22 protein-coding genes are annotated in these 21,100 nt (G+C 29.6%); 1 reads left to right on the top strand and 21 read right to left on the bottom strand.

All coding sequences use genetic code 11. The annotated features are described in order from the left end of the window. Positions 1–17: 17 nt before the first annotated feature. Together dnaG and QP548_RS00890 are read right to left on the bottom strand one after the other, a co-directional pair. A complete protein-coding gene (gene dnaG, locus QP548_RS00895) occupies positions 18–1,805 on the bottom strand; it encodes a DNA primase (RefSeq protein WP_061428978.1) in 1,788 nt (595 codons plus the stop codon). A 168-nt stretch (positions 1,806–1,973) separates the two neighbouring features. Continuing rightward, positions 1,974–3,002: a deoxyguanosinetriphosphate triphosphohydrolase gene (locus QP548_RS00890; RefSeq protein ID WP_061428979.1), complete on the bottom strand. Its 1,029-nt coding sequence runs from the start codon at positions 3,000–3,002 to the stop codon at positions 1,974–1,976. 201 nt (positions 3,003–3,203) lie between these two features. Between QP548_RS00890 and QP548_RS00885 the strand changes: the two genes are divergently transcribed. Further along, a complete protein-coding gene (locus tag QP548_RS00885) occupies positions 3,204–4,283 on the top strand; it encodes a CotS family spore coat protein (RefSeq protein ID WP_061428980.1) in 1,080 nt (359 codons plus the stop codon). 51 nt (positions 4,284–4,334) lie between these two features. Here the strand turns inward: QP548_RS00885 and ppdK are convergent, their stop codons facing one another. The 19 genes from ppdK to QP548_RS00790 form a co-directional block, all read right to left on the bottom strand. Then, positions 4,335–6,965 (bottom strand): pyruvate, phosphate dikinase, encoded by a 2,631-nt coding sequence (gene ppdK / locus QP548_RS00880; protein ID WP_061428981.1) that lies wholly within the window; start codon positions 6,963–6,965, stop codon positions 4,335–4,337. Between the two features lie 100 nt (positions 6,966–7,065). Further along, positions 7,066–7,698: a helix-turn-helix transcriptional regulator gene (locus QP548_RS00875; protein ID WP_003451073.1), complete on the bottom strand. Its 633-nt coding sequence runs from the start codon at positions 7,696–7,698 to the stop codon at positions 7,066–7,068. Between the two features lie 203 nt (positions 7,699–7,901). Next, on the bottom strand, positions 7,902–8,528 hold the full coding sequence (locus QP548_RS00870) for a DUF4342 domain-containing protein (protein ID WP_003451685.1): 627 nt from the start codon (positions 8,526–8,528) through the stop codon (positions 7,902–7,904). 5 nt (positions 8,529–8,533) lie between these two features. Beyond that, entirely contained in the window at positions 8,534–9,265 is a 732-nt protein-coding gene (recO, locus tag QP548_RS00865; RefSeq protein ID WP_136002319.1) for a DNA repair protein RecO, read from the bottom strand. Between the two features lie 21 nt (positions 9,266–9,286). After that, positions 9,287–10,177, bottom strand: a complete 891-nt coding sequence (gene era / locus QP548_RS00860) for a GTPase Era (RefSeq protein WP_061428982.1) — start codon at positions 10,175–10,177, stop codon at positions 9,287–9,289. Between the two features lie 8 nt (positions 10,178–10,185). Continuing rightward, positions 10,186–10,584, bottom strand: a complete 399-nt coding sequence (locus QP548_RS00855) for a cytidine deaminase (RefSeq protein WP_061428983.1) — start codon at positions 10,582–10,584, stop codon at positions 10,186–10,188. A 41-nt stretch (positions 10,585–10,625) separates the two neighbouring features. Next, a complete protein-coding gene (locus QP548_RS00850) occupies positions 10,626–11,324 on the bottom strand; it encodes a diacylglycerol kinase (RefSeq protein WP_060795913.1) in 699 nt (232 codons plus the stop codon). A gap of 27 nt (positions 11,325–11,351) precedes the next feature. After that, a complete protein-coding gene (gene ybeY / locus QP548_RS00845; RefSeq protein ID WP_061428984.1) occupies positions 11,352–11,858 on the bottom strand; it encodes an rRNA maturation RNase YbeY in 507 nt (168 codons plus the stop codon). 1 nt (position 11,859) lies between these two features. Continuing rightward, entirely contained in the window at positions 11,860–13,914 is a 2,055-nt protein-coding gene (locus tag QP548_RS00840; protein ID WP_061428985.1) for an HD family phosphohydrolase, read from the bottom strand. Between the two features lie 36 nt (positions 13,915–13,950). Then, the gene (gene yqfD, locus QP548_RS00835) at positions 13,951–15,087 is read right to left on the bottom strand and encodes a sporulation protein YqfD (protein ID WP_284904661.1); all 1,137 of its coding nucleotides are present in this window, start codon (positions 15,085–15,087) and stop codon (positions 13,951–13,953) included. A gap of 1 nt (position 15,088) precedes the next feature. Beyond that, positions 15,089–15,370 carry a sporulation protein YqfC gene (yqfC, locus tag QP548_RS00830; RefSeq protein WP_061428987.1) on the bottom strand — a complete coding sequence of 94 codons (282 nt, stop codon included), beginning with the start codon at positions 15,368–15,370 and terminating at the stop codon, positions 15,089–15,091. Between the two features lie 236 nt (positions 15,371–15,606). Then, positions 15,607–16,056, bottom strand: coding sequence for a GatB/YqeY domain-containing protein (locus tag QP548_RS00825; RefSeq protein ID WP_003451322.1), 450 nt, complete (start codon positions 16,054–16,056; stop codon positions 15,607–15,609). 49 nt (positions 16,057–16,105) lie between these two features. After that, positions 16,106–16,282 carry a 30S ribosomal protein S21 gene (gene rpsU, locus QP548_RS00820; RefSeq protein WP_003451446.1) on the bottom strand — a complete coding sequence of 59 codons (177 nt, stop codon included), beginning with the start codon at positions 16,280–16,282 and terminating at the stop codon, positions 16,106–16,108. 119 nt (positions 16,283–16,401) lie between these two features. Further along, on the bottom strand, positions 16,402–16,746 hold the full coding sequence (locus tag QP548_RS00815; protein WP_061428988.1) for a histidine triad nucleotide-binding protein: 345 nt from the start codon (positions 16,744–16,746) through the stop codon (positions 16,402–16,404). 68 nt (positions 16,747–16,814) lie between these two features. Then, positions 16,815–18,119, bottom strand: a complete 1,305-nt coding sequence (gene mtaB / locus QP548_RS00810) for a tRNA (N(6)-L-threonylcarbamoyladenosine(37)-C(2))-methylthiotransferase MtaB (RefSeq protein WP_061428989.1) — start codon at positions 18,117–18,119, stop codon at positions 16,815–16,817. Beyond that, positions 18,119–18,871, bottom strand: coding sequence for a 16S rRNA (uracil(1498)-N(3))-methyltransferase (locus QP548_RS00805; protein ID WP_061428990.1), 753 nt, complete (start codon positions 18,869–18,871; stop codon positions 18,119–18,121). The genes mtaB and QP548_RS00805 overlap by 1 nt, the downstream gene beginning before the upstream one ends. Before the next feature lie 22 nt (positions 18,872–18,893). Continuing rightward, positions 18,894–19,835 carry a 50S ribosomal protein L11 methyltransferase gene (gene prmA / locus QP548_RS00800; RefSeq protein ID WP_003470658.1) on the bottom strand — a complete coding sequence of 314 codons (942 nt, stop codon included), beginning with the start codon at positions 19,833–19,835 and terminating at the stop codon, positions 18,894–18,896. Positions 19,836–20,060: 225 nt separating this feature from the next. Next, on the bottom strand, positions 20,061–20,576 hold the full coding sequence (locus tag QP548_RS00795; protein ID WP_061428991.1) for a VanZ family protein: 516 nt from the start codon (positions 20,574–20,576) through the stop codon (positions 20,061–20,063). Positions 20,577–20,742: 166 nt separating this feature from the next. Beyond that, the gene (locus tag QP548_RS00790; protein ID WP_003451353.1) at positions 20,743–21,099 is read right to left on the bottom strand and encodes a GntR family transcriptional regulator; all 357 of its coding nucleotides are present in this window, start codon (positions 21,097–21,099) and stop codon (positions 20,743–20,745) included. Position 21,100 lies beyond the last annotated feature (1 nt).

Below are 21,100 nucleotides of genomic sequence, written 5' to 3'. Positions count from 1 at the left end.
TCCTTCCGCCATTAAAACTACTTACTCCTTTCTAGTTCTTTTAATTTATCACTTATTTCTTTAGCTCTTTTTACTAAATCAAGTGACTCTTTAAACATATTGTTTTGTTCACATCTTTTTAATTCTTTAAGTACAGTAGTCTGTTCCTGTTCTAACTTATATTTTCTAATAAGATTAATATAATCTTTAACAAGAACTTCTATATTAGAAGAATGATCTAGAATAAGTAAGTCTTTTACTTCTAACCATTCCTTTAAAACTTTTGGATCTTCACACTTAGCTTCTACATGTTTTCCTAAGTTATTAAATCCTATTTCCTCAATTGAATCATTGATTATCTTTTCTAAGGATTTAATATTAGGAGATATTAAATCATCCTCTTCTAAGTATTTCTTTACTAATGAATGGTTTTCCTCCATACAAAGAAGTTTTAAAACACTTCTTTCACATTTAACATAAGGAGGTTCTACATATAATTTTGTTCCATATTCTTCCTTATTATTCACATTTTCATGGTTTTTATTACTATTTATTAAGTTTTTATTTAATAAATCATAAAATGCTTGTTCTTTTATGGATGTTTCTTCTGAAATCCTCTTTATGTAGACATCTTTTTCTATAGGATTTAAATCTGATAGTATATTAACAACTCTTTCAGCATATTTTATTAATCCATTATTATCTGAAAAATCTATACCAATTCTAGCTCTATGAAGCTTATAATCTATAAGTTTTTTTGCAGATTGAATTAACTTTATAAAAGCCTCTTTACCATTAGCTCTTATAAATTCATCTGGATCTTTGCCTTTTGGTACAGTTAGTACTCTAACATCTAATCCTGCATTTTGCAATATCTCAAGTCCACGTATAGTAGCCATTTGCCCAGCAATATCTGCGTCATATGATATTATTACTCTGTCTACATACCTTTTTAATAACCTAGCTTGATTGTCTGTCAATGCAGTACCTAAAGAAGCAACTACATTAGTTATTCCATATTGATGAAGTGATATACAATCCATATATCCTTCAACTATTATTAATGTTCTTTCCTGTAATCCATGCTTTATAGCAAAGTTTAAAGCATATAGATTAGTTCCTTTGTGAAAGACTAATGTTTCTGGAGAGTTTAAATATTTTGGTTTAGAATCATCTAAAACTCTACCACCAAAACCTATTACACTTCCTTTGTAGTCAAATACAGGGAAAATAACTCTATTTCTGAATCTATCATAAAAAGTTCCCTTTTCACTCTTAATCCCTAATCCAGCTGCCTCAATAGCTTCATTGCTAAAGCCTTGTTTTCTAAGATAGTTTATGGTATTTTGCCACCCTTCTTTAGCGTATCCAAGACCAAAGCTTTTTAATATATTTTCTTTTATTCCCCTTCTTAAAAAATATTCCTTAGCTTCCTTATTATTTTGAAGATTAGAAAAGTAATATCTTGCAGCTTGCTTATTTATGTTATATAAAACCTGCTTTTTCTTTTGAGATTCGCTTTGCTTACCATCTTCTATAGGTATTATTATATTAGCCCTATCAGCTAACTCTTTAACAGCATCTACAAAATTTAAATTTTTAGTTTTCATAACAAAACTTATTACATTTCCAGCTTCCCCACATCCAAAGCACTTAAATATTTGTTTGTCAGGAGAAACACTAAAAGATGGACTTTTTTCATTATGGAATGGACATAAACCAGAAAAATTTCTTCCAGCTCTTTTTAGTCTTACCACATCAGAAACAACATCAACAATATCGTTCTGCTCTTTAACTTTTTCTATAATTTCTTCTGAAATTCGCAAGAAATCTACTCACCTTCTTAATATTTTTTGACAATTAATTATTATTCGACATCAATTGATAAAATCCTTCTCAAATTTTAAATATAACTTTTTTTTTAATATTTTTCAAGTGTAAACGCATAATAATTATATTTTAGCAATATTTAGCCCTAATTATTCCAAAAATATTTAATACATCACAAACTTTGGAATATATATTTTATTGAACTCATTTGTACAGTAATCATCTGTCATTCCTGCAACGTAATCCGTAACCCCTCTATGTATACCTTCCTCTTCACATATATTTCTATATAATTCAGGCATTTCTCCCCAATTCTTGTAATAATATTCTATAACCTTACTTAGTACAAATTCTGCTTTTTTCCTCTCATCCTCTAAGTATTTCCCTAAATATATATTATCAAACAAAAATTTTCTAAGCTGAACAAAGGCATCTCCTATTTCATTACTTAAAGATACCCTAGGCTCTCCTTTATCTATGTTATCAATTGTATTAAAAACACAATCTTTAACTAAAGTGTCTATTCTTTCACTACCACTAGCACCTAAGATTTCAATAATATTCTTAGGCAAATCCTCTTCTTTCAAAATTCCCGCTCTAATTGAATCGTCTATATCATGATTTACATATGCTATTTTATCTGCAAATCTAACTACTTGTCCTTCAAAAGTTCCTGCTACCTTACTAACATTTGAAAAACCACTATGATTTAATATTCCATCTAAAACTTCCTTGGTCAAATTAAGACCTAAGCCATTTTTCTCTATTTTCTTTGCTACCCTAACACTTTGTTCATTATGCTTAAACCCACCTGGAAGAAAATCATTTAAAACATCCTCTCCAATATGAGCAAAAGCTGCATGCCCTAAATCATGACCTAAAGCAATAGCCTCTATTAAATATTCATTTAATGATAGAGCTACTCCTATCGTTCTTGCTACTTGAGAAACTTCTAAAGTATGAACAAGCCTTGTTCTATAATGATCCCCATAGGTTCTTATAAAAACCTGAGTTTTTCTTTTTAATCTTCTAAAAGATTTACTATGAATTATTCTATCCCTATCTACCATAAAACAGGTTCTTATCTCATCTGGTTCTTCTAAGCGTTCTCTTCCTACAGATTCATCTGAGAACTTTGCGACTTTATTTAACTTTATTCTTTCAAAATTTTCAATATTCTCTCTTATTTTCATAGCATCACCTACTATATATATTCTATGTACCTATTTAAAATCCTTTTATAATTCTAGAGATTTAAAACTTTATATTTTTTTATAAAACAAACTCTCAATGAATTTTTTGACTTTAAATCAAAGTATTTCACATTTTAAAGTATAATCTAAAGTTAATCATAATATTCTTATAATAAGGAATTTTTTATTAGGAGGTTAATCATGGGAAAGCATTCTAAAAAGTTTAATGAAGCTGATGAAATTTTTAATGCTGTAGAATCCATAGTTTTACCTATGTATAATTTAGAAAACTATTCTATAGAGAATATAAAATTTAAAAATACAGATAAAAATAGAGCTGTTTATAAATTAATTGATGATATTAATAATCCTAAAAATACCTTTTGCTTAAAAAAGGTTTATTATGATGAAGGGACTCTCTTATTCATATATTCAGTTATGGAATGGTTTGCTAGAAATGAAATTAAGCTTCCAAAAATGCTCCCTTCAAAGTTTAATGGTAGATTTGTTAAAGCAAATAATATGCTTTTTATGCTCTGTCCATGGGTTAAAGGTGAAAAATGTAACTTCGATAACTTACAACATATCTTACTATCCATAGAAAATCTAGCTAAAATGCATAATTGTTCAAGAAACTTTAAAGCAATTGAAGGTAGTTTAATTAAAACTGGATTTGATAGTCTCTACATATCCACATTAAAACACTTTAATAAGATTCTTTCATCATTTAATACTGCAACTAAAATGAAACATAAGGACAAGTTTTCATCAATATTTTTAGATGTTTTTGATGAAAATATTTATCTAGCTAAAGAAGCTCTCTTAGTTTCAGGTTCTATTAATGACAAAAATTTAAGTAGATCTCTTTGCCATGGAGATTATGTAAATAAAAATATTTTAATTGATAATACTGATGTTTGGGTAATTGATTTTGATAAAGCATCCTTAAATTATTCTATGTATGATTTATGTTATTTTATGAGACGTTTATTAAAAAGATCAAATACTAATTGGGATATAGACTTAACAAGAAAGATAATTAAAACATATAATTCAATTGCTCCTCTTACAGAGGATGACTTCAAATATGTTTTTTCATATCTAGCATTTCCACAAAAATATTGGCGCTTATCAAAGGACTATTATAATAACATAAAAAAATGTAATAAATCAATGTTTGTAGAATCTCTTAAGGAAGTTGCACTAGATACTTATGCTCAGGTTAGATTTGTTGAAGAACTTAGAATATTGTTTTCTACTGAATTTAAAATTAAAGTTTAAATAAAGGAGTATTCATAATGAATACTCCTTTATTTTATATAATCTTATTTATTATCTTTTATTTTTAACTTGTGCTTGTGCAGCTGCAAGTCTTGCTAATGGAACTCTATAAGGTGAACAACTTACGTAATTTAATCCTAAGTTGTGGCAGAATTCAACAGATGAAGGATCTCCACCATGTTCTCCACATATACCTAATTTAATATCAGGTCTTGTTGCCTTACCTTTTTCACAAGCAATTCTCATAAGCTCTCCAACGCCTTCTTGGTCTAATTTAGCAAATGGATCTTGCTCATATATTCCTTTTTCATAGTAATCTTTTAAGAATTTAGCTGCATCATCTCTTGAGAATCCAAATGTCATTTGAGTTAAATCATTTGTTCCAAAGGAGAAGAACTCAGCCTCTTCTGCTATCTTATCAGCTGTTAAAGCAGCTCTTGGAATTTCAATCATTGTTCCAACCTTATAATCTAATTGAACACCTTTCTCTTCCATTACTGTCTTAGCTGTTTCAACAACTACATTTTTAACATATTTTAATTCTTTTATTTCACCTATTAAAGGAATCATTATTTCAGGAACTATATTGTATCCTTTATTCTTCTTAACTTCTATAGCAGCCTCTATAACAGCTCTTGTTTGCATTTCAGCTATCTCTGGATAAGATACTGCTAAACGACATCCTCTATGACCCATCATTGGGTTAAATTCATGTAATTCAGCAACTACATTCTTAATCTCAGATGGACTTACTCCAATTTCTTTAGCTAAGGCATTTATATCCTCCTCTTCACTTGGTAAGAATTCATGTAAAGGTGGATCTAAGAATCTGATTGTAGCTGGTCTTTCCTCTAAAGCTTCATACATTCCTATAAAGTCTTCTCTTTGCATTGGTAAAAGTTTTTCTAATGCAATCCTTCTACTATCCTCATTTTTAGCTAAGATCATTTCTCTAACAGCTAAAATTCTATCCTCAGCAAAGAACATATGCTCAGTTCTACATAATCCAATACCTTCTGCACCAAATTCAACAGCTTGTTTAGTATCTCTTGGTGTATCAGCATTAGTTCTAACCTTTAATTTTCTTATTTCATCAGCCCATCCCATAAATGTAGCAAAATGTCCTGTAATTTCAGGAGATACTGTCTTAACTTGTTCAGCATAGATGTGTCCTGTTGAACCATCTATTGATATATAATCATCAAAGGTTAATACTTGTCCATTAACTTCTAAAGTTCTAGCTTCTTCATTAACTTTTAATTCTCCACATCCTGCTACGCAGCAAGTACCCATTCCTCTTGCTACAACGGCTGCATGAGAAGTCATTCCTCCTCTAACAGTTAAGATACCTTCTGCGGCAATCATACCTTCTATATCTTCTGGTGAAGTCTCTAATCTTACTAATACAACCTTTTCACCATTTGCTTTTCTTTCCTTAGCTTCTTCAGCTGTGAAAGCTATTTTACCACATGCAGCTCCTGGTGATGCTGGTAACCCCTTTGCAACTATTTTAGCTTCTTTTAAGCCATCAGATGCAAAAGCAGGATGAAGTAATGTATCTAATTGTTTAGGCTCAACTTTTAATATAGCCTCTTCCTTAGTTAACATTCCTTCTTCAACTAAATCAACAGCTATTTTTAAAGCTGCTTGAGCAGTTCTCTTACCATTTCTAGTTTGAAGGAAATATAACTTTCCATCTTCTATTGTAAATTCCATGTCTTGCATATCTCTATAATGCTTTTCTAATGTATTAACTATATCTGTAAATTGTTTATATATTGTAGGGTTTTGAGCTTCTAAATGACTTATTGGCTCTGGTGTTCTTATACCTGCAACAACATCCTCACCTTGAGCATTCATTAAATACTCACCATATAATTCATTATCCCCATTAGCTGGGTTTCTTGAGAATGCAACTCCAGTTCCTGAAGTTTCTCCCTTATTTCCAAATACCATCTCTTGAACGTTAACTGCTGTACCCCATTCTCCTGGAATATCATTTAATCTTCTATAAACAATAGCTCTTGGATTATTCCATGATCTAAATACAGCTGTAACTGCCTCTATAAGCTGCTCTTTTGGATTACTTGGGAAATCTTCGCCCTTTTCCTTTTTATAAAGCGCTTTAAATTTTACTACTAAATCTTTTAAATCCTCTGCTGTTAAATCAGTATCTATTTTATAACCTTTTTCTTCCTTAACTTCGTCTAGTAAATCTTCAAAAAGTCTTTTTTCAACACCCATTACAACATCAGCAAACATTTGAATAAATCTTCTATATGAATCATAAGCAAATCTTGGATTATTTGTTAATTTAGCCATAGCTTCTACTGATTCATCATTTAATCCAAGGTTTAGAATTGTATCCATCATACCTGGCATTGAAACTCTTGCTCCAGATCTAACTGATACTAATAATGGATTTTCAAGAGAACCAAATTTTTTGCCAGTTATTTTTTCTAACTCAGACATTTTATTTTCAATCTCTTCAATAATATCTTGAGAAATCTTTTTGTCATCTTCATAATACTTATTACATGCTTCAGTTGTTACTGTAAATCCTTGTGGAACTGGTATCCCTAAAATAGTCATCTCGGATAAGTTAGCACCTTTTCCACCTAATAAATTTTTCATACTTGCGTTACCTTCATTAAAAAGATAAACATACTGCTTTTTTTCCATCTCAATACTCCTCCGTTCAATACTATAGTTGAATTTTTATATACTAACAGAGTATTACCCCCGATAGCTACCCATTTAATCTTTCTTTTTAACCATAAATTTAATTTTCTCCAAGCTTAACAAATAACTTTGTTATGTTAGTCTTAGAAATTTTTCCTATGATCTCTAATCTCTCTTTTCCCTCATTTTCTTCAATTCTTTTTACAACTGGTACGGAGTCTATTTCATGTTCTATTATCTTTTTTGCTACATCAAAAGCGCAGTCTTCTTCTACAGCACATACTATGTTAGGCATTCTTGTCATTATAACACCAACAGGAACTTTATAAATATCTGTTCCTCCTATAGCGACCTTTAAAAAGTCTTTTCTGGAAACAGCTCCTGTTAGAACTCCTCCATTTTCTACAAACATAGTTCCTACATCATTTAAAAATAGATGTACTATAGCATCATGAAGCATAGTTTCTTCACATACTGTAACCGGTTTAGACATTATGTCTTTAACCTTTATATTTTTTATTTTTTCATAGATGAAACTGTTCGAAGGTTTGTCTGAATATACATATCCAACCTTTGGTCTTGCATCTAATACGCCAATCATTGTAAGTATTGCAAGGTCTGGTCTTAAGGCTGCTCTTGTAACCCCTAACTTTCCTGCTAAAGCTTCTGAAGTTATTGGTTGACCTTCTTTTACAAGTCTAACTATTTCTTCCTGCCTTGGTGTTAATTTCAATTTGAATGCTCCTTCCTTAAATAAACTAGGAACAAAAAGGAATTTTTATATTAAAGTGACTTTTTATATATTAATTGTAACACAACCTAAATCTTTTTAGTATAGCAAATTTTCTGAAAAATCATTCAAATCTGATAATTATCACTTAAAATCATACAGTTTCTTCCTCTTTATTCCATTTTCCTTTATTTTACATTTATTTGCTAGTCAACATCATCAAATTTTACTGTATATGTAAAACTTGTTTCATTTTCTAACTTATTATGTTTATGAAATTTGTTTATTTTATTCTCATTTGTTTTTCCATTTTCTCTTTTTTCTTTCATATCATTTGCTACACTAAAAGCTTTTTCCTTTAGTCCAAATGCTTTTCCTTTAATATCATTAGCTGCATTTTTGACTATTTTATTAACAATCTCAACGCTTCCATCAGCCTTAGTTATTTCTATTGTAATCTTTGTTGCAATAGCGGCTACCACACTTAGGGCTAATATACTTGGAAATATTACAGCAATGGCTCCTGCAGCTATTCCTGCATTAACTGGCATATCAGTTAATACTTTTTCATCCTTAAGAATTCTTATTCTAGATACATTTCCCTTATCAATTAAATCCTTTAAGAATTTTTTTATATCTTCAAAGCTTTCTGCCTTTTCTTCCATTACCTTTTCTTCTTCTACTTTACTTTCTTCTTCTCTTTTTTTCTCAATATATATTAATGCATTAACAACATCACCATCACAAGCTTCTAATGCCTCTTTAGCTTCTGCGTAAGTAGCATATGTTCTTTCTATTACTTGATCTACTTTTTCTAATGTTATTTCACTCATGTAAATCACTCCTTTATAAACTTTAACATTTCTAAACTTTTAGGTTTTCTTGAATATACAGAAGATATTATAAAACTAGTAACCTTAAAAAGTTCTGCCTTAACCTCTTCTGTTAATGTTAATCTATATACTTTATCCAAAGAAGTATTATTTAAGAATCTTAAGGCATTATATGTGGCTTTATTTATGTAAAGCCCATGTTCCTTGGGACATTTATCACAAACGCCTCCAAAATATCTTAAACTAATGTAGTTTGAAACACTTAATTTATTTTTACAAAATACACAATTATCAAATCTTAATCCATACCCAGTGTATTTTAATAATTTAAGCTCAAAAGCTCTTATTAATAGTTCATAACTTATAGCCTCAGTATTTATTAAATAAAGACATGTTATAAACTCTTTATATAAATTAAAATTTTCTTCTTCATCCTGTAGTGATATATCAATAAGCTCACATAAGTAAGATGCATAAGTAAGCTTTTCTAGGTCAGTTAAAGATGTCTGAAATGAAGTTCTTATTTTTCCTTCAGATAACCTATATAAACCCTTTCCCTTGAATAATAAATAATCGCCATAGCATAAAGGGTGCGTTAATGAAAAGAGTTTACTTTTACTTTTCTTTGCACCCTTAGCTATAGCTGTTATCTTACCCATTTTCTCGGTAAAAATCCAAAGCAATTTATCGTTCTCTTTATAATCTTGAGCCTTAATGATAACTCCACCACTCTCTATAAGTGCCAGAAGCTATCCCTCCTATTTAAGTTTTTTATAACCTAATTCCTTTAATAGTGAAGTATTATCTCTCCACTCTTTTCTAACTTTCACCCATATTTTTATATTTACTTTTGCTCTTAAGAATCTTTCTAATTCATATCTAGCTGTAGAACCAATCTTCTTAAGTGTTTGACCATTTTTACCAATTATTATTCCTTTATGAGATGCTTTTTCACATATTAAATCTACTTCTATGTTATACTTACCATTATCATCTTGTTTCATTTGTATAACATCTACAGCAATACCATGAGGAACTTCTTGGCTTAAATTTTTAAGAGCCTTTTCTCTAACTATCTCTGCTACAACAAATCTTTCTTGAACATCTGTTATCATATCATCTGGATAGTATTTAGGACCCTCTGGTAAATATTTAACCATAAGCTCTAAAAGTTTATCTGTATTTTTACCTTTCATAGCTGATATTGGAATCATTTCTGCAAAGTCATACTCTTTTGAGAATAATTCTAAAGTTTTAGCAACCTTTTCTGGTGAACTCTCATCAACTTTGTTTAATACGAATATAACAGGAGCTTTTTGATTTTTAAGCTGCTCTATTATAAATTTATCCCCTCTACCAACTTCCTCACATGGATTACTTAAAAATAATACTAGATCTACATCTTTTATAGAATCTGTAGCACTATTTACCATATACTCACCTAATTTATGTTTAGGCTTATGTATCCCTGGAGTATCAACGAAAATCATTTGATAGTCATCTCCAGTTAATATTGTTTGAATGTTATTTCTTGTTGTTTGTGGTTTATTAGAAACAATTGAAAGTTTTTCTCCCATCAATAAGTTTGTTAATGTTGACTTACCTACATTGGGTCTACCAACAATTGTTATAAATCCTGATTTAAACATATTTCCTCCTATTTTTCCAGATCATTTTTAGTAAAAGATCCAGGTAAAATTTCATCTAATGTTGTCTCTATATAATCATCTTCACTTTTTACTATGAATATTTTTATATCTTTATCTTCTGCAAACTCTACTATTACTTGTCTGCATATACCACATGGATATGTGTATGAATTTAAATCTCCTACTAAAGCCATAGCCTTTAAGACTCTTGCTCCTTCTGAAACCCCTTTAAATATAGCAGTTCTTTCAGCACAGTTTGTTGCTCCAAATGATGCATTTTCAACATTGCATCCTGTATATATGTTACCATCCTCAAATAAAGCAGCTGCACCTACCTTAAAATTTGAATATGGACAATATGCTAATTCTCTTGCCTCTAAAGCTTTTTTTATAAGTTCTTTTTTCATAATAATTCATCCTCCATCCTAAAATCTAGACACTAAATTTATCAACTAAATATTTTAAAAATTAAAATTGTTATAAGCGTTCCTAATATTGCTCCTGCAATAACCTCCCATACACTATGGACTTCTGAATCCACTCTGCTCTGGGCAGTTATTAAAGCCATTAAATAACTAAGTATAATTATAATATGAGAATTACTTATAAGTGATATAGCCGTAGCTATAGAAAAGGCTATAGCACTATGTCCAGATGGCATTCCACCCTTTAATGGGGTTCCTTCTCCAAAATAAGCCTTTGCTGCAACCACAACGATGCATACTATGGCTAAGACGATAAATATAATATAAGGCTCTGTGGCCTTTACCCTATCCATAATTCTAAAAGTTACATTGGTAAGTTCATCCCAAAATATAATATACCCTACTAAGACAGCATTTATTGCAGTTATAAGTACTGCCCCAGCTGCTGTATTTTTAGCTACTTTAGCTAAAGGATGATAGTAATTTGTACTTAAATCTATAGCGCTTTCTATAGCAGTATTAACTAATTCTGCTGCTATTACCATGGTTATTGTTATGGCTAGTATTATAAACTCTATCTTGCTTATATCATAAACAAAACAAGCTGATAATATAATTAAAGCTACTATAAAATGTATCCTCATATTTCTTTGAGTTCTTAAGGCATATATTATACCATCTATTGCATAATTAAAGCTATCAATAAGTTTTCTTACCTTCATAATATTCTCCTAAACCATTCTCATACCTTAGCTTTCCCTTGTTATATTTAACTTACCAAGTAACTCCTCTTCTCTTCCTCTCATTCTAGCTTTTTCTTCCTCTTCCATATGGTCATACCCTAAAAGATGTAAAACTGAGTGAGTTACTAAGTAGCAAGCTTCTCTTTCAAATGAGTGATTAAACTCAATACTTTGTTCTTTAGTTCTTTCTAGAGATAAAACTATATCTCCTAAGATAAGTTCATCTCCATCAAAATAGCATTTATCAAATTCATGCTCTAAATAAACATCTTTATAAACTTTATCCTCTGGATAATCAATCATTGGAAATGATAAAACATCGGTTGCTCTATCTATTCCCCTAGTTTCATTGTTTATTCCTCTAATTTCTTCGTTGTCTACAAAGACTAAAGAAACTTCACAATTCTCTTTAACTTTTTCTTCTTTTAGTACAAAAGAAATAACTTCTTCTAACTTCTTAGTTAATTCTTCTGTAACTTCAAATTTATTCTGTCTATTATCTATGAATATCATTTTATTTTTTCTCCTTCTTGTTATCATCTGGATATTCTATTCTTTCATGATGTATTCCATTTAATGCCTTTAGGAAACATTTTTTTATCTTACTTATATCTCTAAGAGTAAGATCACAATTATCTAGTTGTCCAGATGCTAACTTATCATCAATAATATTATTGACCATTTTTTCGATTTTCTCCTCAGTAGGTTCATTAATTGATCTTACAGCTGCCTCTGTTGAATCTGCTAGCATAACAATTCCTTGTTCTTTGCTCATAGGTTTTGGTCCTGGATATTTAAAATCCTCTTCCTTAACCTCATCTGGATTTTCAGAGTTATTTTTTACTGTTAAATAAAAATATTTAACTAAAGTCTCTCCATGGTGTGTAACTATAAAATCATGTATAGTCTTAGGTAAATTATATTCCTTGGCTAATTCTGATCCATCTTTAACGTGAGATATTATTATTTTACTACTTACTTCTGGTTTTAACCTATCATGTGGATTTTTCTTTCCAAACTGATTTTCTCTAAAGAAATATGGTCTCTTAGTTTTACCCACATCATGATAATAAGCTCCTATTCTAGCTAATAGAGGATTTCCTCCTACTTGCTCAGCAGCTAACTCTGCTAAGTTTGCTACTAAAATACTATGATGATATGTTCCTGGAGCCTCCATAAGTAATTTTTTAAGTAATGGATTATTAGGATTAGATAATTCTAATAATTTAGCATTAGTTACTATATCAAATGTCGACTCAAAGAATGGTAAAACACCTATTGTAAGTATTCCAGAAAGTATAGCTCCTGCCGCTGCAAATGTACTATCTGCAAGTATTTCCATAAAGTTATTAGTTGTTAAAGTACCAACACTAAAAGTTAATATTGAACTTAAAACTGCAACAGTTATTGAAGAATATAATATATCATTTCTCTGTTGCATTTTTCTTAATAATGTTCCTCCTAAAACAACATTTAAGATAGCAAGGATTATTATATTAGGATTAAATCCTACTGCTCCTCCTATTAAAATTACATTTAACATACTAAATACCAAGGATATTTTGTAATTTAGTAGAAGCGTTATAAGCATAGGCATACATGCTAGTGGTATTATATAGTTTGACATCATACCAAAAAGTCTAGCTAGTATTACTGGAAATACATTTAATATGCTTATCATAACTATTTTGGAAAACTCTTTATTTATATCTGGATAATATTTATTTATGTATCCATATTGAAGATACATAACTATTATTACTAAAACTCCTAGAGCAATATAAATATATAGCGCTGAAGCTGAATCGCTTAATAATCCTAAAGTTCCTAAAAGCTCCAATTGGTGTGCTGTAACTGGCTCACCCTCACTTACTACTATTTGATTTTTCTTTATCATAACTGGTGGAACTTGCTTTAAGGTTTCTTTTATCAATTCATCAGTTTTTTCCTTATCATAGAAAAAGTTTGGTTCTATTACGCTAACAAAGTTTAATGCAATAGCCTTCTCTGAATCATTCAAATCACTAGAAGATATAAAATCTGTATATTCCTTTTTTGCATCTTTTAAATCCTGATCATTTCCATCTTCAATTGGCGCCTCATATGCCTTATTTAGAGCATCTATGCATACGCTTTCTAATTTCTTAGTATTTTGCTCATTCATTGAGGCAATTTTATTTGCCTGTGCATCTGTTATTTTAAATGGTGCTCTAGGAATAAGTTTAGCCTTTTCTTCTTCTGACTTATCTTGAGCTAAAACTTTTTCAACTGAAGAAAAGAAACCCTTTATCTTTTCTTCACTTTGCTTCTGAACATCTGTCCTTAAAGAATATTGTTTATCAACCTTTTCTTCTGCTTCTTTCTTTCTTGCTTCAGTAGCTGATTCATCAATAATTTCTCTATGTGCCTTAATATCTGACTTAGGTATATCTCCAACCTTTAGATCATACTTTCTGGTTATTATACCAGTCATCAAAGTACAGTATAAAACTATAAAGGTTATTATATATAAGATTATTTTTTTATAATCTTTAAATATATTAAATGTTTTTTCCTTCAATTTCCCCATAATTACTCATCTTCTCCTCATTAGGTCCTAATTTATCTAGTAACTTAAAGCTATATTTTGTTCTACTACGAAAAGAACCTTTAATCTAATCTTCCCTTCCCCTAAATCCTCAGTTGTAATTATATTATCAACTATTTTGGATTGCTTACTTATTTCTTTGTTTATTGAGTTTTTCATCAACTCAACAGCTTTATTTATTATGGTTTCCCTATCATCAACTATATCTTTATCTACTTTCTCATAGTATAAGTTTCTATTTATAAACTTTCCTGTACTTTCTATTTTATCATACTTACCAAACTCTTTAGTAGGCTTTTTTAGATAAATTTTCTTACCCATTATTTCTAAATAAATATCACTATCTACCTCTCCTGTCCTCTCCTCTTTTTTACCCTCAACTTGCAATTCTATAGTCTTTTCATAAAAAGTATTAGCAGTAACTTCTCCTTCTGCATCAACTTCATATTCACCACCCTCTATTCCTTGCTGTGGTATTATTAAAATATCTCCCTTTTTAACAACATCTCCTTCCTTTACAACAGCGGTACCTGAGGTTGTGTATATTCTCTTTATTTCCCCATCCATAGATGCTACTATATTCTTAAACTCTTTATTTTCATTTCCTTCTTTTATTTTTGGACTAACCTTTTCCTCAACCTTTATTTTTAAAGTTCCACCCTCTATACGAGCATTTATCCACATTATGTCTCCATGTCCATTTTCTAATTTTCTTTCTAATCCATAAACATTTACACTACTTTTCTTAACTCCTGGTTTAATATCAAAATCATTTAACATGGTTCTTATCTCAAAAGGAGCTATATTTTTCTTTGTCTCTATATCTATTCGCCATATAAAACCAGAATAAATGTATAATCCTACTAAAAATATTAAAATTCCTACAAATATGCTTATAGACTTTTTAGCTCTAGATAAGAAAAATATAATTCCCTTTGAAGATATTATTTTTACCTTTCCATTAAGTCTTTTAACATAGCTTTTTAATTTTCCATAGTCAGAATAATCCACATTTAAAGTTATAGTTACTACATCTATTTTCCTTACATTTTCAACATTTATACCGTTTCTCCATAAAACATTTAAAAGTTTATTTATATCAAAAGTTTTTATTTCAACCTTTACTTGTCCTTTTTTTAAAAACTCTAAATTCATCTTATGCCTCCTCAAAACTTAAATTCTTAAGTCTTCCTGTTAAGGCAATAGTTTCAGTACCTATAAATCTTATCTCTAACTTTGTTCCTTCGATTATAATAACACCTAGATTGCTATTAATCTTAATTTCATTTTCCTTAAAAACCTCTATACCCTTATGATTTTCTATAATAATTTCACTTTTTCCATGTACAACTATTTTAGGCTCACCATTTATTATCTCCTTAGGTAAATCTAATTCCTCTGCAATTTTATTAGTTACCTGTCTTAATTTATCACCCATATCTATACCTCCCATAAAATATTTTCATACTAAATCTATGAAAATTTATATTTTTTTATTCTTATATAAAGAAAACTAAGCAATATAAAAAGGCATATAAATAGCCCTTTTAGCTATTTATATGCCTTTTAAAATAATTCAAAAGTTTTCTTTTTAAAAACTTCTAACTATTTATAATCCCTTTTTAAAACTAAACTTTAAATTATAAAAATAAAAGAGAGTTCTAATGAACTCTCTTACTTATTTAAATATTCTTTAACTAATTGACTTACAAGTTTACCATCAGCTCTACCAACTGTTTGCGGTCTAACCTTTGACATAACTTTTCCCATGTCTTTCATGCTATTTGCGCCCACTTCTTCAGCTGCTTGCTTTATGATATCTTTTATTTCTTCTTCACTTAACTGCTGAGGAAGGTAATCTAACAAGATTGCAATCTCACTATTGTTTTGATCAACTAAATCCTGTCTATTTCCCTTTTCGAATTCAAGCGCAGCTTCTCTTCTTTGCTTGATTTCTCTTGCTAATATTTCTATAACCTGTTCATCCTCAAGCTTAACACCATCAGTCTTTTCGACTAAAAGTATTGCTGACTTAGCAGTACTTAAAACTCCAGCCTTGAACTTATCCTTAGCCTTTAAAGCCTGCTTCCAGTCTTCTTGAAGTCTTTCTTTAATAGTTGGCATTTGTATACCTTCTTTCAAAAGAAATTATTCTATAAATTTAAACCAAAAACTATTTGAATTTTCTCTTTCTTGCAGCTTCTGATTTTTTCTTTCTCTTTACGCTTGGCTTTTCGTAGTGTTCTCTTTTTCTTACTTCTGAAAGAACTCCAGCTCTAGCGCATTGTCTCTTAAATCTTCTTAATGCTTGCTCTAATGATTCGTTTTCTTTTACTCTGATTTCTGACATTCTTTATCCCTCCCTCCGCTAGCGTAAATTATTAATGTAATTCACAGCCATGGGCTAAATAACACACGCTATATTATACAACATAATTTTCTTTAATGTCAAGAAGTTAAATCTAAATTTTAGCCTGGTGGCCAATTTAAATTTCTTCCTCCAAGAACATGGAAATGGATATGTCCTACTGTTTGCCCTCCTTGTTCTCCGCAATTAGTGACAACTCTGTATCCATCCTCTGCAATTCCTTGTTCTCTTACTAGTTTATTAATAGTCTTGAAAATGTGTGCAAATACTTCTGCATTTTCTTCATCAACTTCATTTAAACTAGCTATGTGTTCTTTAGGAATAACTAAAAAATGTACTGGTGCTTCTGGACTTATATCATGAAAAGCTAAAACTTTATCATCTTCATAAATCTTTTTGCTTGGAATTTCTCCAGCTACTATTTTGCAAAAAATACAATCTGACATAAATTTCACCTCCTAAGCAATGAATCTATTATCTATTATAACTCATTTTGAATGTAAAAATCTTCTTTTTATAATACTATTTCTCCGTAGGCTACTTCTCCCTCAAAAGAATTAATTTTTACATTTAATATTTTACCTGAAACATTACAATCAGCCTTAGCATTTACCTTTATATAGTTTCTTGTATATCCAGTGTAAACACCACTACCTAATTCAACTTCTTCTTCAAATAAAACATCAATAACTTCACCTATATATTTTTCAGCAAAGGCTTTTTCATTAATTCTATTTAATTCAATAAGTTTTTTACTTCTTTCATCTTTCTTATTTCCATCAACTTGATTTTCCATATTTTCTGCTCTAGTACCTTTTCTAGGACTATATTTAAATATGTGAGTTTTTGAAAGAGCTATTCTCTTTAAGAATTCATAAGTTTCTTCAAACTCTTCATCAGTTTCTCCAGGGAAACCAACAATTACGTCTGTTGTTATAGAAACATCTTCTATTTTATCTCTTAAAAGATTTACTATATCTTCATACTCTTTAGCAGTGTATCTTCTATTCATTCTTTTTAGAGTAGCATCACATCCACTTTGAAGTGATAGGTGGAAATGAGGACATAGTTTCTTAAGAGCTAATATTCTTCTTACAACATCCTCTGTAAAGAATGTAGGATCTATTGAACCTATTCTAACTCTTTCTATTCCATCAATCTTTTCTATCTCTTCTAGTAAATCAACTAATGTTACTTTTTCATCTAAATCAACACCATAAGATGCTGTATGAATTCCTGATAATATTATTTCTTTAAATCCATGATCTGCTAAGCTTCTTATTTCCTCTAAAACTTTCTTAGGGTCTTTTGAACAAACAGAACCTCTAGTATATGGAATTAAGCAATAAGCACAGAATCTATTACATCCATCTTGTATTTTTAAGAAAGCTCTAGTTTTATTATTATACTCTTCAATTTTTAGGTCTTCAAAAACTTTATTCTTTAAAACAGCGCCAACCTTAACTTGTTGCTTGCCTTCATCTTTAGCCTTATTTACATAATAAACTATTTCACCTTTATTTCTTGAACCTAAAACTACATCTACGCCTTCAATTCCTGAAACCTCTGTAGGTGCTATTTGAGCATAACATCCAACTACAGCTATAATAGCCTCTGGATTTTGTCTTCTAGCTCTTCCTATTATTTGTCTTGATTTCTTATCTCCCATGTTAGTTACGCTACAAGTATTAACTACATAAACATCTGCCATTTCATTAAAATCTACAACTTCATAGCCTTCTCTAACAAATTTTTCAGTCATCGCTTCTGATTCATATGTATTAACTCTACACCCTAGTGTAGCAAATGCAACTTTCATTAAATATTTCCTCCTAAATCACCAAGCTCATACTGAATAAGAGAAATACAGGTAAATCCTGCTGTCTCTGTTCTTAAAATTCTTGGTCCTAAAGTTACAATATGAGCTCCTTTTTCTTTTAGGGCTTCTATTTCACTTTCTTCAAATCCGCCTTCTGGTCCAACTATTATTCCAACATTTTTTATACTATCTTTATTCTCTATAGAGTTAACCATAGCTCTTATTCCGTATCCTGTAGCATTTTCATAAGGAATAACCATAAGGTCTAATTGATCTATCTTTTCTAAAACCCCTTTAAAGTCCATTGGTTCTAATACTTGTGGTATTACCGTTCTTTTACTTTGTTTACATGCCTCTAAAGCGATTTTATTTAATCTATCTAATTTTTTAAATTCACCTTTTAATTTAACGTCTACTCTATCAGTTATTGTTGGAATTATTTCTGAAACACCAAGTTCTACACATTTTTGAACTATTAAATCCATTTTTGCAGCCTTTGGCATTCCTTGAAATAAAGTAATTTTTAAATTACTTTCATTGTTTACATCAAGCTTCTCTAAGATTTTGATAGAAACCTCTTGTTTATTAACCTCTTCTACCTCACCTAAAAACTCTTCACTTTCAAGGTTATTTACAACAACCTTCTCACCTAGTTTTACCCTTAAAACCTTATAAATATGTTTTACATCTTCCCCTGTTATTTTTGCATGAGTGTCTGAAAACATATGCGCTGGTGTAAAAAACTTATGCATAATTTTATACTCCCTTACTAAATTATTTTAACTTAGCAACAATACAGTTCCATTCTCCATCTTTGTTAACTTCCATAACTTCAAAACCTTCTTGTTCTAATTTATCTATAACCATTTGTCTTCTCTCATGTATTATACCTGAAGTTATGAAAATCCCATCTTTATTTAATGCTTTTTTAACATCATCAACTAGTATGCAGATTATTTCAGCTATTATATTTGCAACAACTATATCAGCTTTTCCATCTACAACATCTAAAAGATTTCCGTATAATACTTCTATATTATCAACATTGTTAAATGATATATTTTCCTTAGCTGAATCTACAGCAACTGGATCTAAATCAACTCCTATAACATGTTTTGCACCAAGTTTAGAAGCAACTAAAGCAAGTATTCCTGAACCTGTTCCAATATCAAATACAGTAGTATCAGCCTTAACATATTTGTCTAAAGCTTGAACACACATTCTTGTAGTTTCATGGTCACCAGTACCGAAAGCCATACCTGGGTCTAATTCTACTACCATTTCTTCTCCAGTAGGTTCATACTCTTCCCATATTGGTTTTATAACTATTTTTTCTCCAATCTTTATTGGTTTATAGTATTTCTTCCAGTTATTAGCCCAGTCTTCTTCAAACATTTTTTCTGCTTCAACTGTTCCTTCACCAACATCTAATCCTGACTCTTTTAACTCTTCTACTCTTTCCTTAACATAAGCTATTACGTCATCAATGTTATCCTCTTCTGAGAAATAACCTTTAACAACAGCAACCTTCCCCTTATGTTCTAATATGTTTATATCTGCAAAATCCCAAGTTAAAGGTCCTTGTTCTCTTCCTAATATATCATTTGGATCCTCTATAGCAACACCCTTACAGTCTAATCCGTAAAATATTCCTGATATAGGTTCTAATGCCTCACTTTTAGTTATTACTCTAACTTCAATCCAAGTTCCTTCCATTTATGTATCAATCCTTTCTTATGCTACTTTGACTAATAATTTATTTTACACTTTAGTGTAGTATCTGTCTAGCTTATAAGCATTATTATGTTTCATATGCTTTATTAAAATTTCTAAGATAAACTTCTTATCATTATTTTTATTATCACACATAAAAAAAATAAAGGCTATAGTCTATTATTGACATAACCTTTAAACTTAATCTTATTTAATTCCTCTAAATATTTAATTATAAATAAAAATCATTACTATAATAAAAGCAACAGGAATCATAACTAATGTACTACAAATAGATACAAAGCTCTTTACTTTCATATCTTCTCTAAAAATCTTTTTAATTATTAAGTATATTCCTATTCCAATACTACCGCCAACAGTATTAGTTATTATATCTGTTATATCACTTGCTCCTATAGCAAATATATATTGACTTACTTCAAAAGCTAAAGATATTAATGCTATTATCACTATATTTTCATACCATTTAAGTTTCTTTAAAAACATATATACATAAATTCCTAAAGGTATAAACAAAATAACATTTCCTATAACATCAAGTTGATTATAATTCCCCTCCATAATATCATTAAAAGGAATTAAGTTTAAACTTCTATAAAATTCTCTTTCACTGCTGAATAACTCAATAGGAGAAACATATTTAAAAAGTATATTCCATAATAAAAATGAAATATAGAATATAAAACTTACAAAAAACAATACATTAATAATCTTCTTCCACACCAAACTCACCCTTTTATCTTAATCTTTTAATTTCAACAAGCTAAAACTTTCAAAACACTTTTATTGTAAACAAAACTAAAATATTGACTATAATTTCAAATATATTAATAAAATTAGAAACTATATAAATTGTTTAAAATTTATATAGCTTCTTACATTTAGTTATTTAATATCTCTCTCTAATAATTTCTAAAACTTCTTCCTTAGTTAATTTTATAGCTTTCATACTTTCTATAAATCCATCTAATGCATCCTCTACAAGCTCTTTTCTTATGTTTTTTAGTATTTCTTCATCTTCTGTTATAGTACTTGGTTTATTCCTTATTGTTTCTATAAGTCCCATAGTCTCCATATCTCTATATGCTCTTTGAACTGTATTAGGATTTACTTTTAACATTTCTGCAAGCTCCCTTCTTGATGGTATATGATCCCCTGGCTTTAAATTTCCAATAACTAAAGATTGTTTTATATGTCTTATTATTTGGAGATAAATTGGTTCCCTATCATTTACTTCAAAAAACATT

The sequence above is a fragment of the Clostridium sp. UMB9555A genome (assembly GCF_030222355.1).
Lineage (GTDB): Bacteria > Bacillota > Clostridia > Clostridiales > Clostridiaceae > Sarcina > Sarcina perfringens.
This window is presented reverse-complemented; position numbering and strand designations above follow the sequence as displayed.

Excerpts from the sequence above, each read along its gene's own strand:
- QP548_RS00840 (WP_061428985.1), bottom strand. The coding sequence starts at position 13,914 with ATGGGGAAATTGAAGGAAAAAACATTTAATATATTTAAAGATTATAAA.
- ppdK (WP_061428981.1), bottom strand. The coding sequence starts at position 6,965 with ATGGAAAAAAAGCAGTATGTTTATCTTTTTAATGAAGGTAACGCAAGT.
- QP548_RS00890 (WP_061428979.1), bottom strand. The coding sequence starts at position 3,002 with ATGAAAATAAGAGAGAATATTGAAAATTTTGAAAGAATAAAGTTAAAT.
- QP548_RS00870 (WP_003451685.1), bottom strand. The coding sequence starts at position 8,528 with ATGAGTGAAATAACATTAGAAAAAGTAGATCAAGTAATAGAAAGAACA.
- QP548_RS00850 (WP_060795913.1), bottom strand. The coding sequence starts at position 11,324 with ATGAAGGTAAGAAAACTTATTGATAGCTTTAATTATGCAATAGATGGT.
- prmA (WP_003470658.1), bottom strand. The coding sequence starts at position 19,835 with ATGGAAGGAACTTGGATTGAAGTTAGAGTAATAACTAAAAGTGAGGCA.
- era (WP_061428982.1), bottom strand. The coding sequence starts at position 10,177 with ATGTTTAAATCAGGATTTATAACAATTGTTGGTAGACCCAATGTAGGT.
- QP548_RS00790 (WP_003451353.1), bottom strand. The coding sequence starts at position 21,099 with ATGTTTTTTGAAGTAAATGATAGGGAACCAATTTATCTCCAAATAATA.
- QP548_RS00815 (WP_061428988.1), bottom strand. The coding sequence starts at position 16,746 with ATGTCAGATTGTATTTTTTGCAAAATAGTAGCTGGAGAAATTCCAAGC.
- QP548_RS00885 (WP_061428980.1), top strand. The coding sequence starts at position 3,204 with ATGGGAAAGCATTCTAAAAAGTTTAATGAAGCTGATGAAATTTTTAAT.
- mtaB (WP_061428989.1), bottom strand. The coding sequence starts at position 18,119 with ATGAAAGTTGCATTTGCTACACTAGGGTGTAGAGTTAATACATATGAA.
- QP548_RS00825 (WP_003451322.1), bottom strand. The coding sequence starts at position 16,056 with ATGCCAACTATTAAAGAAAGACTTCAAGAAGACTGGAAGCAGGCTTTA.
- QP548_RS00805 (WP_061428990.1), bottom strand. The coding sequence starts at position 18,871 with ATGCATAAGTTTTTTACACCAGCGCATATGTTTTCAGACACTCATGCA.
- QP548_RS00855 (WP_061428983.1), bottom strand. The coding sequence starts at position 10,584 with ATGAAAAAAGAACTTATAAAAAAAGCTTTAGAGGCAAGAGAATTAGCA.
- rpsU (WP_003451446.1), bottom strand. The coding sequence starts at position 16,282 with ATGTCAGAAATCAGAGTAAAAGAAAACGAATCATTAGAGCAAGCATTA.
- ybeY (WP_061428984.1), bottom strand. The coding sequence starts at position 11,858 with ATGATATTCATAGATAATAGACAGAATAAATTTGAAGTTACAGAAGAA.
- yqfC (WP_061428987.1), bottom strand. The coding sequence starts at position 15,370 with ATGGGTGATAAATTAAGACAGGTAACTAATAAAATTGCAGAGGAATTA.
- yqfD (WP_284904661.1), bottom strand. The coding sequence starts at position 15,087 with ATGAATTTAGAGTTTTTAAAAAAAGGACAAGTAAAGGTTGAAATAAAA.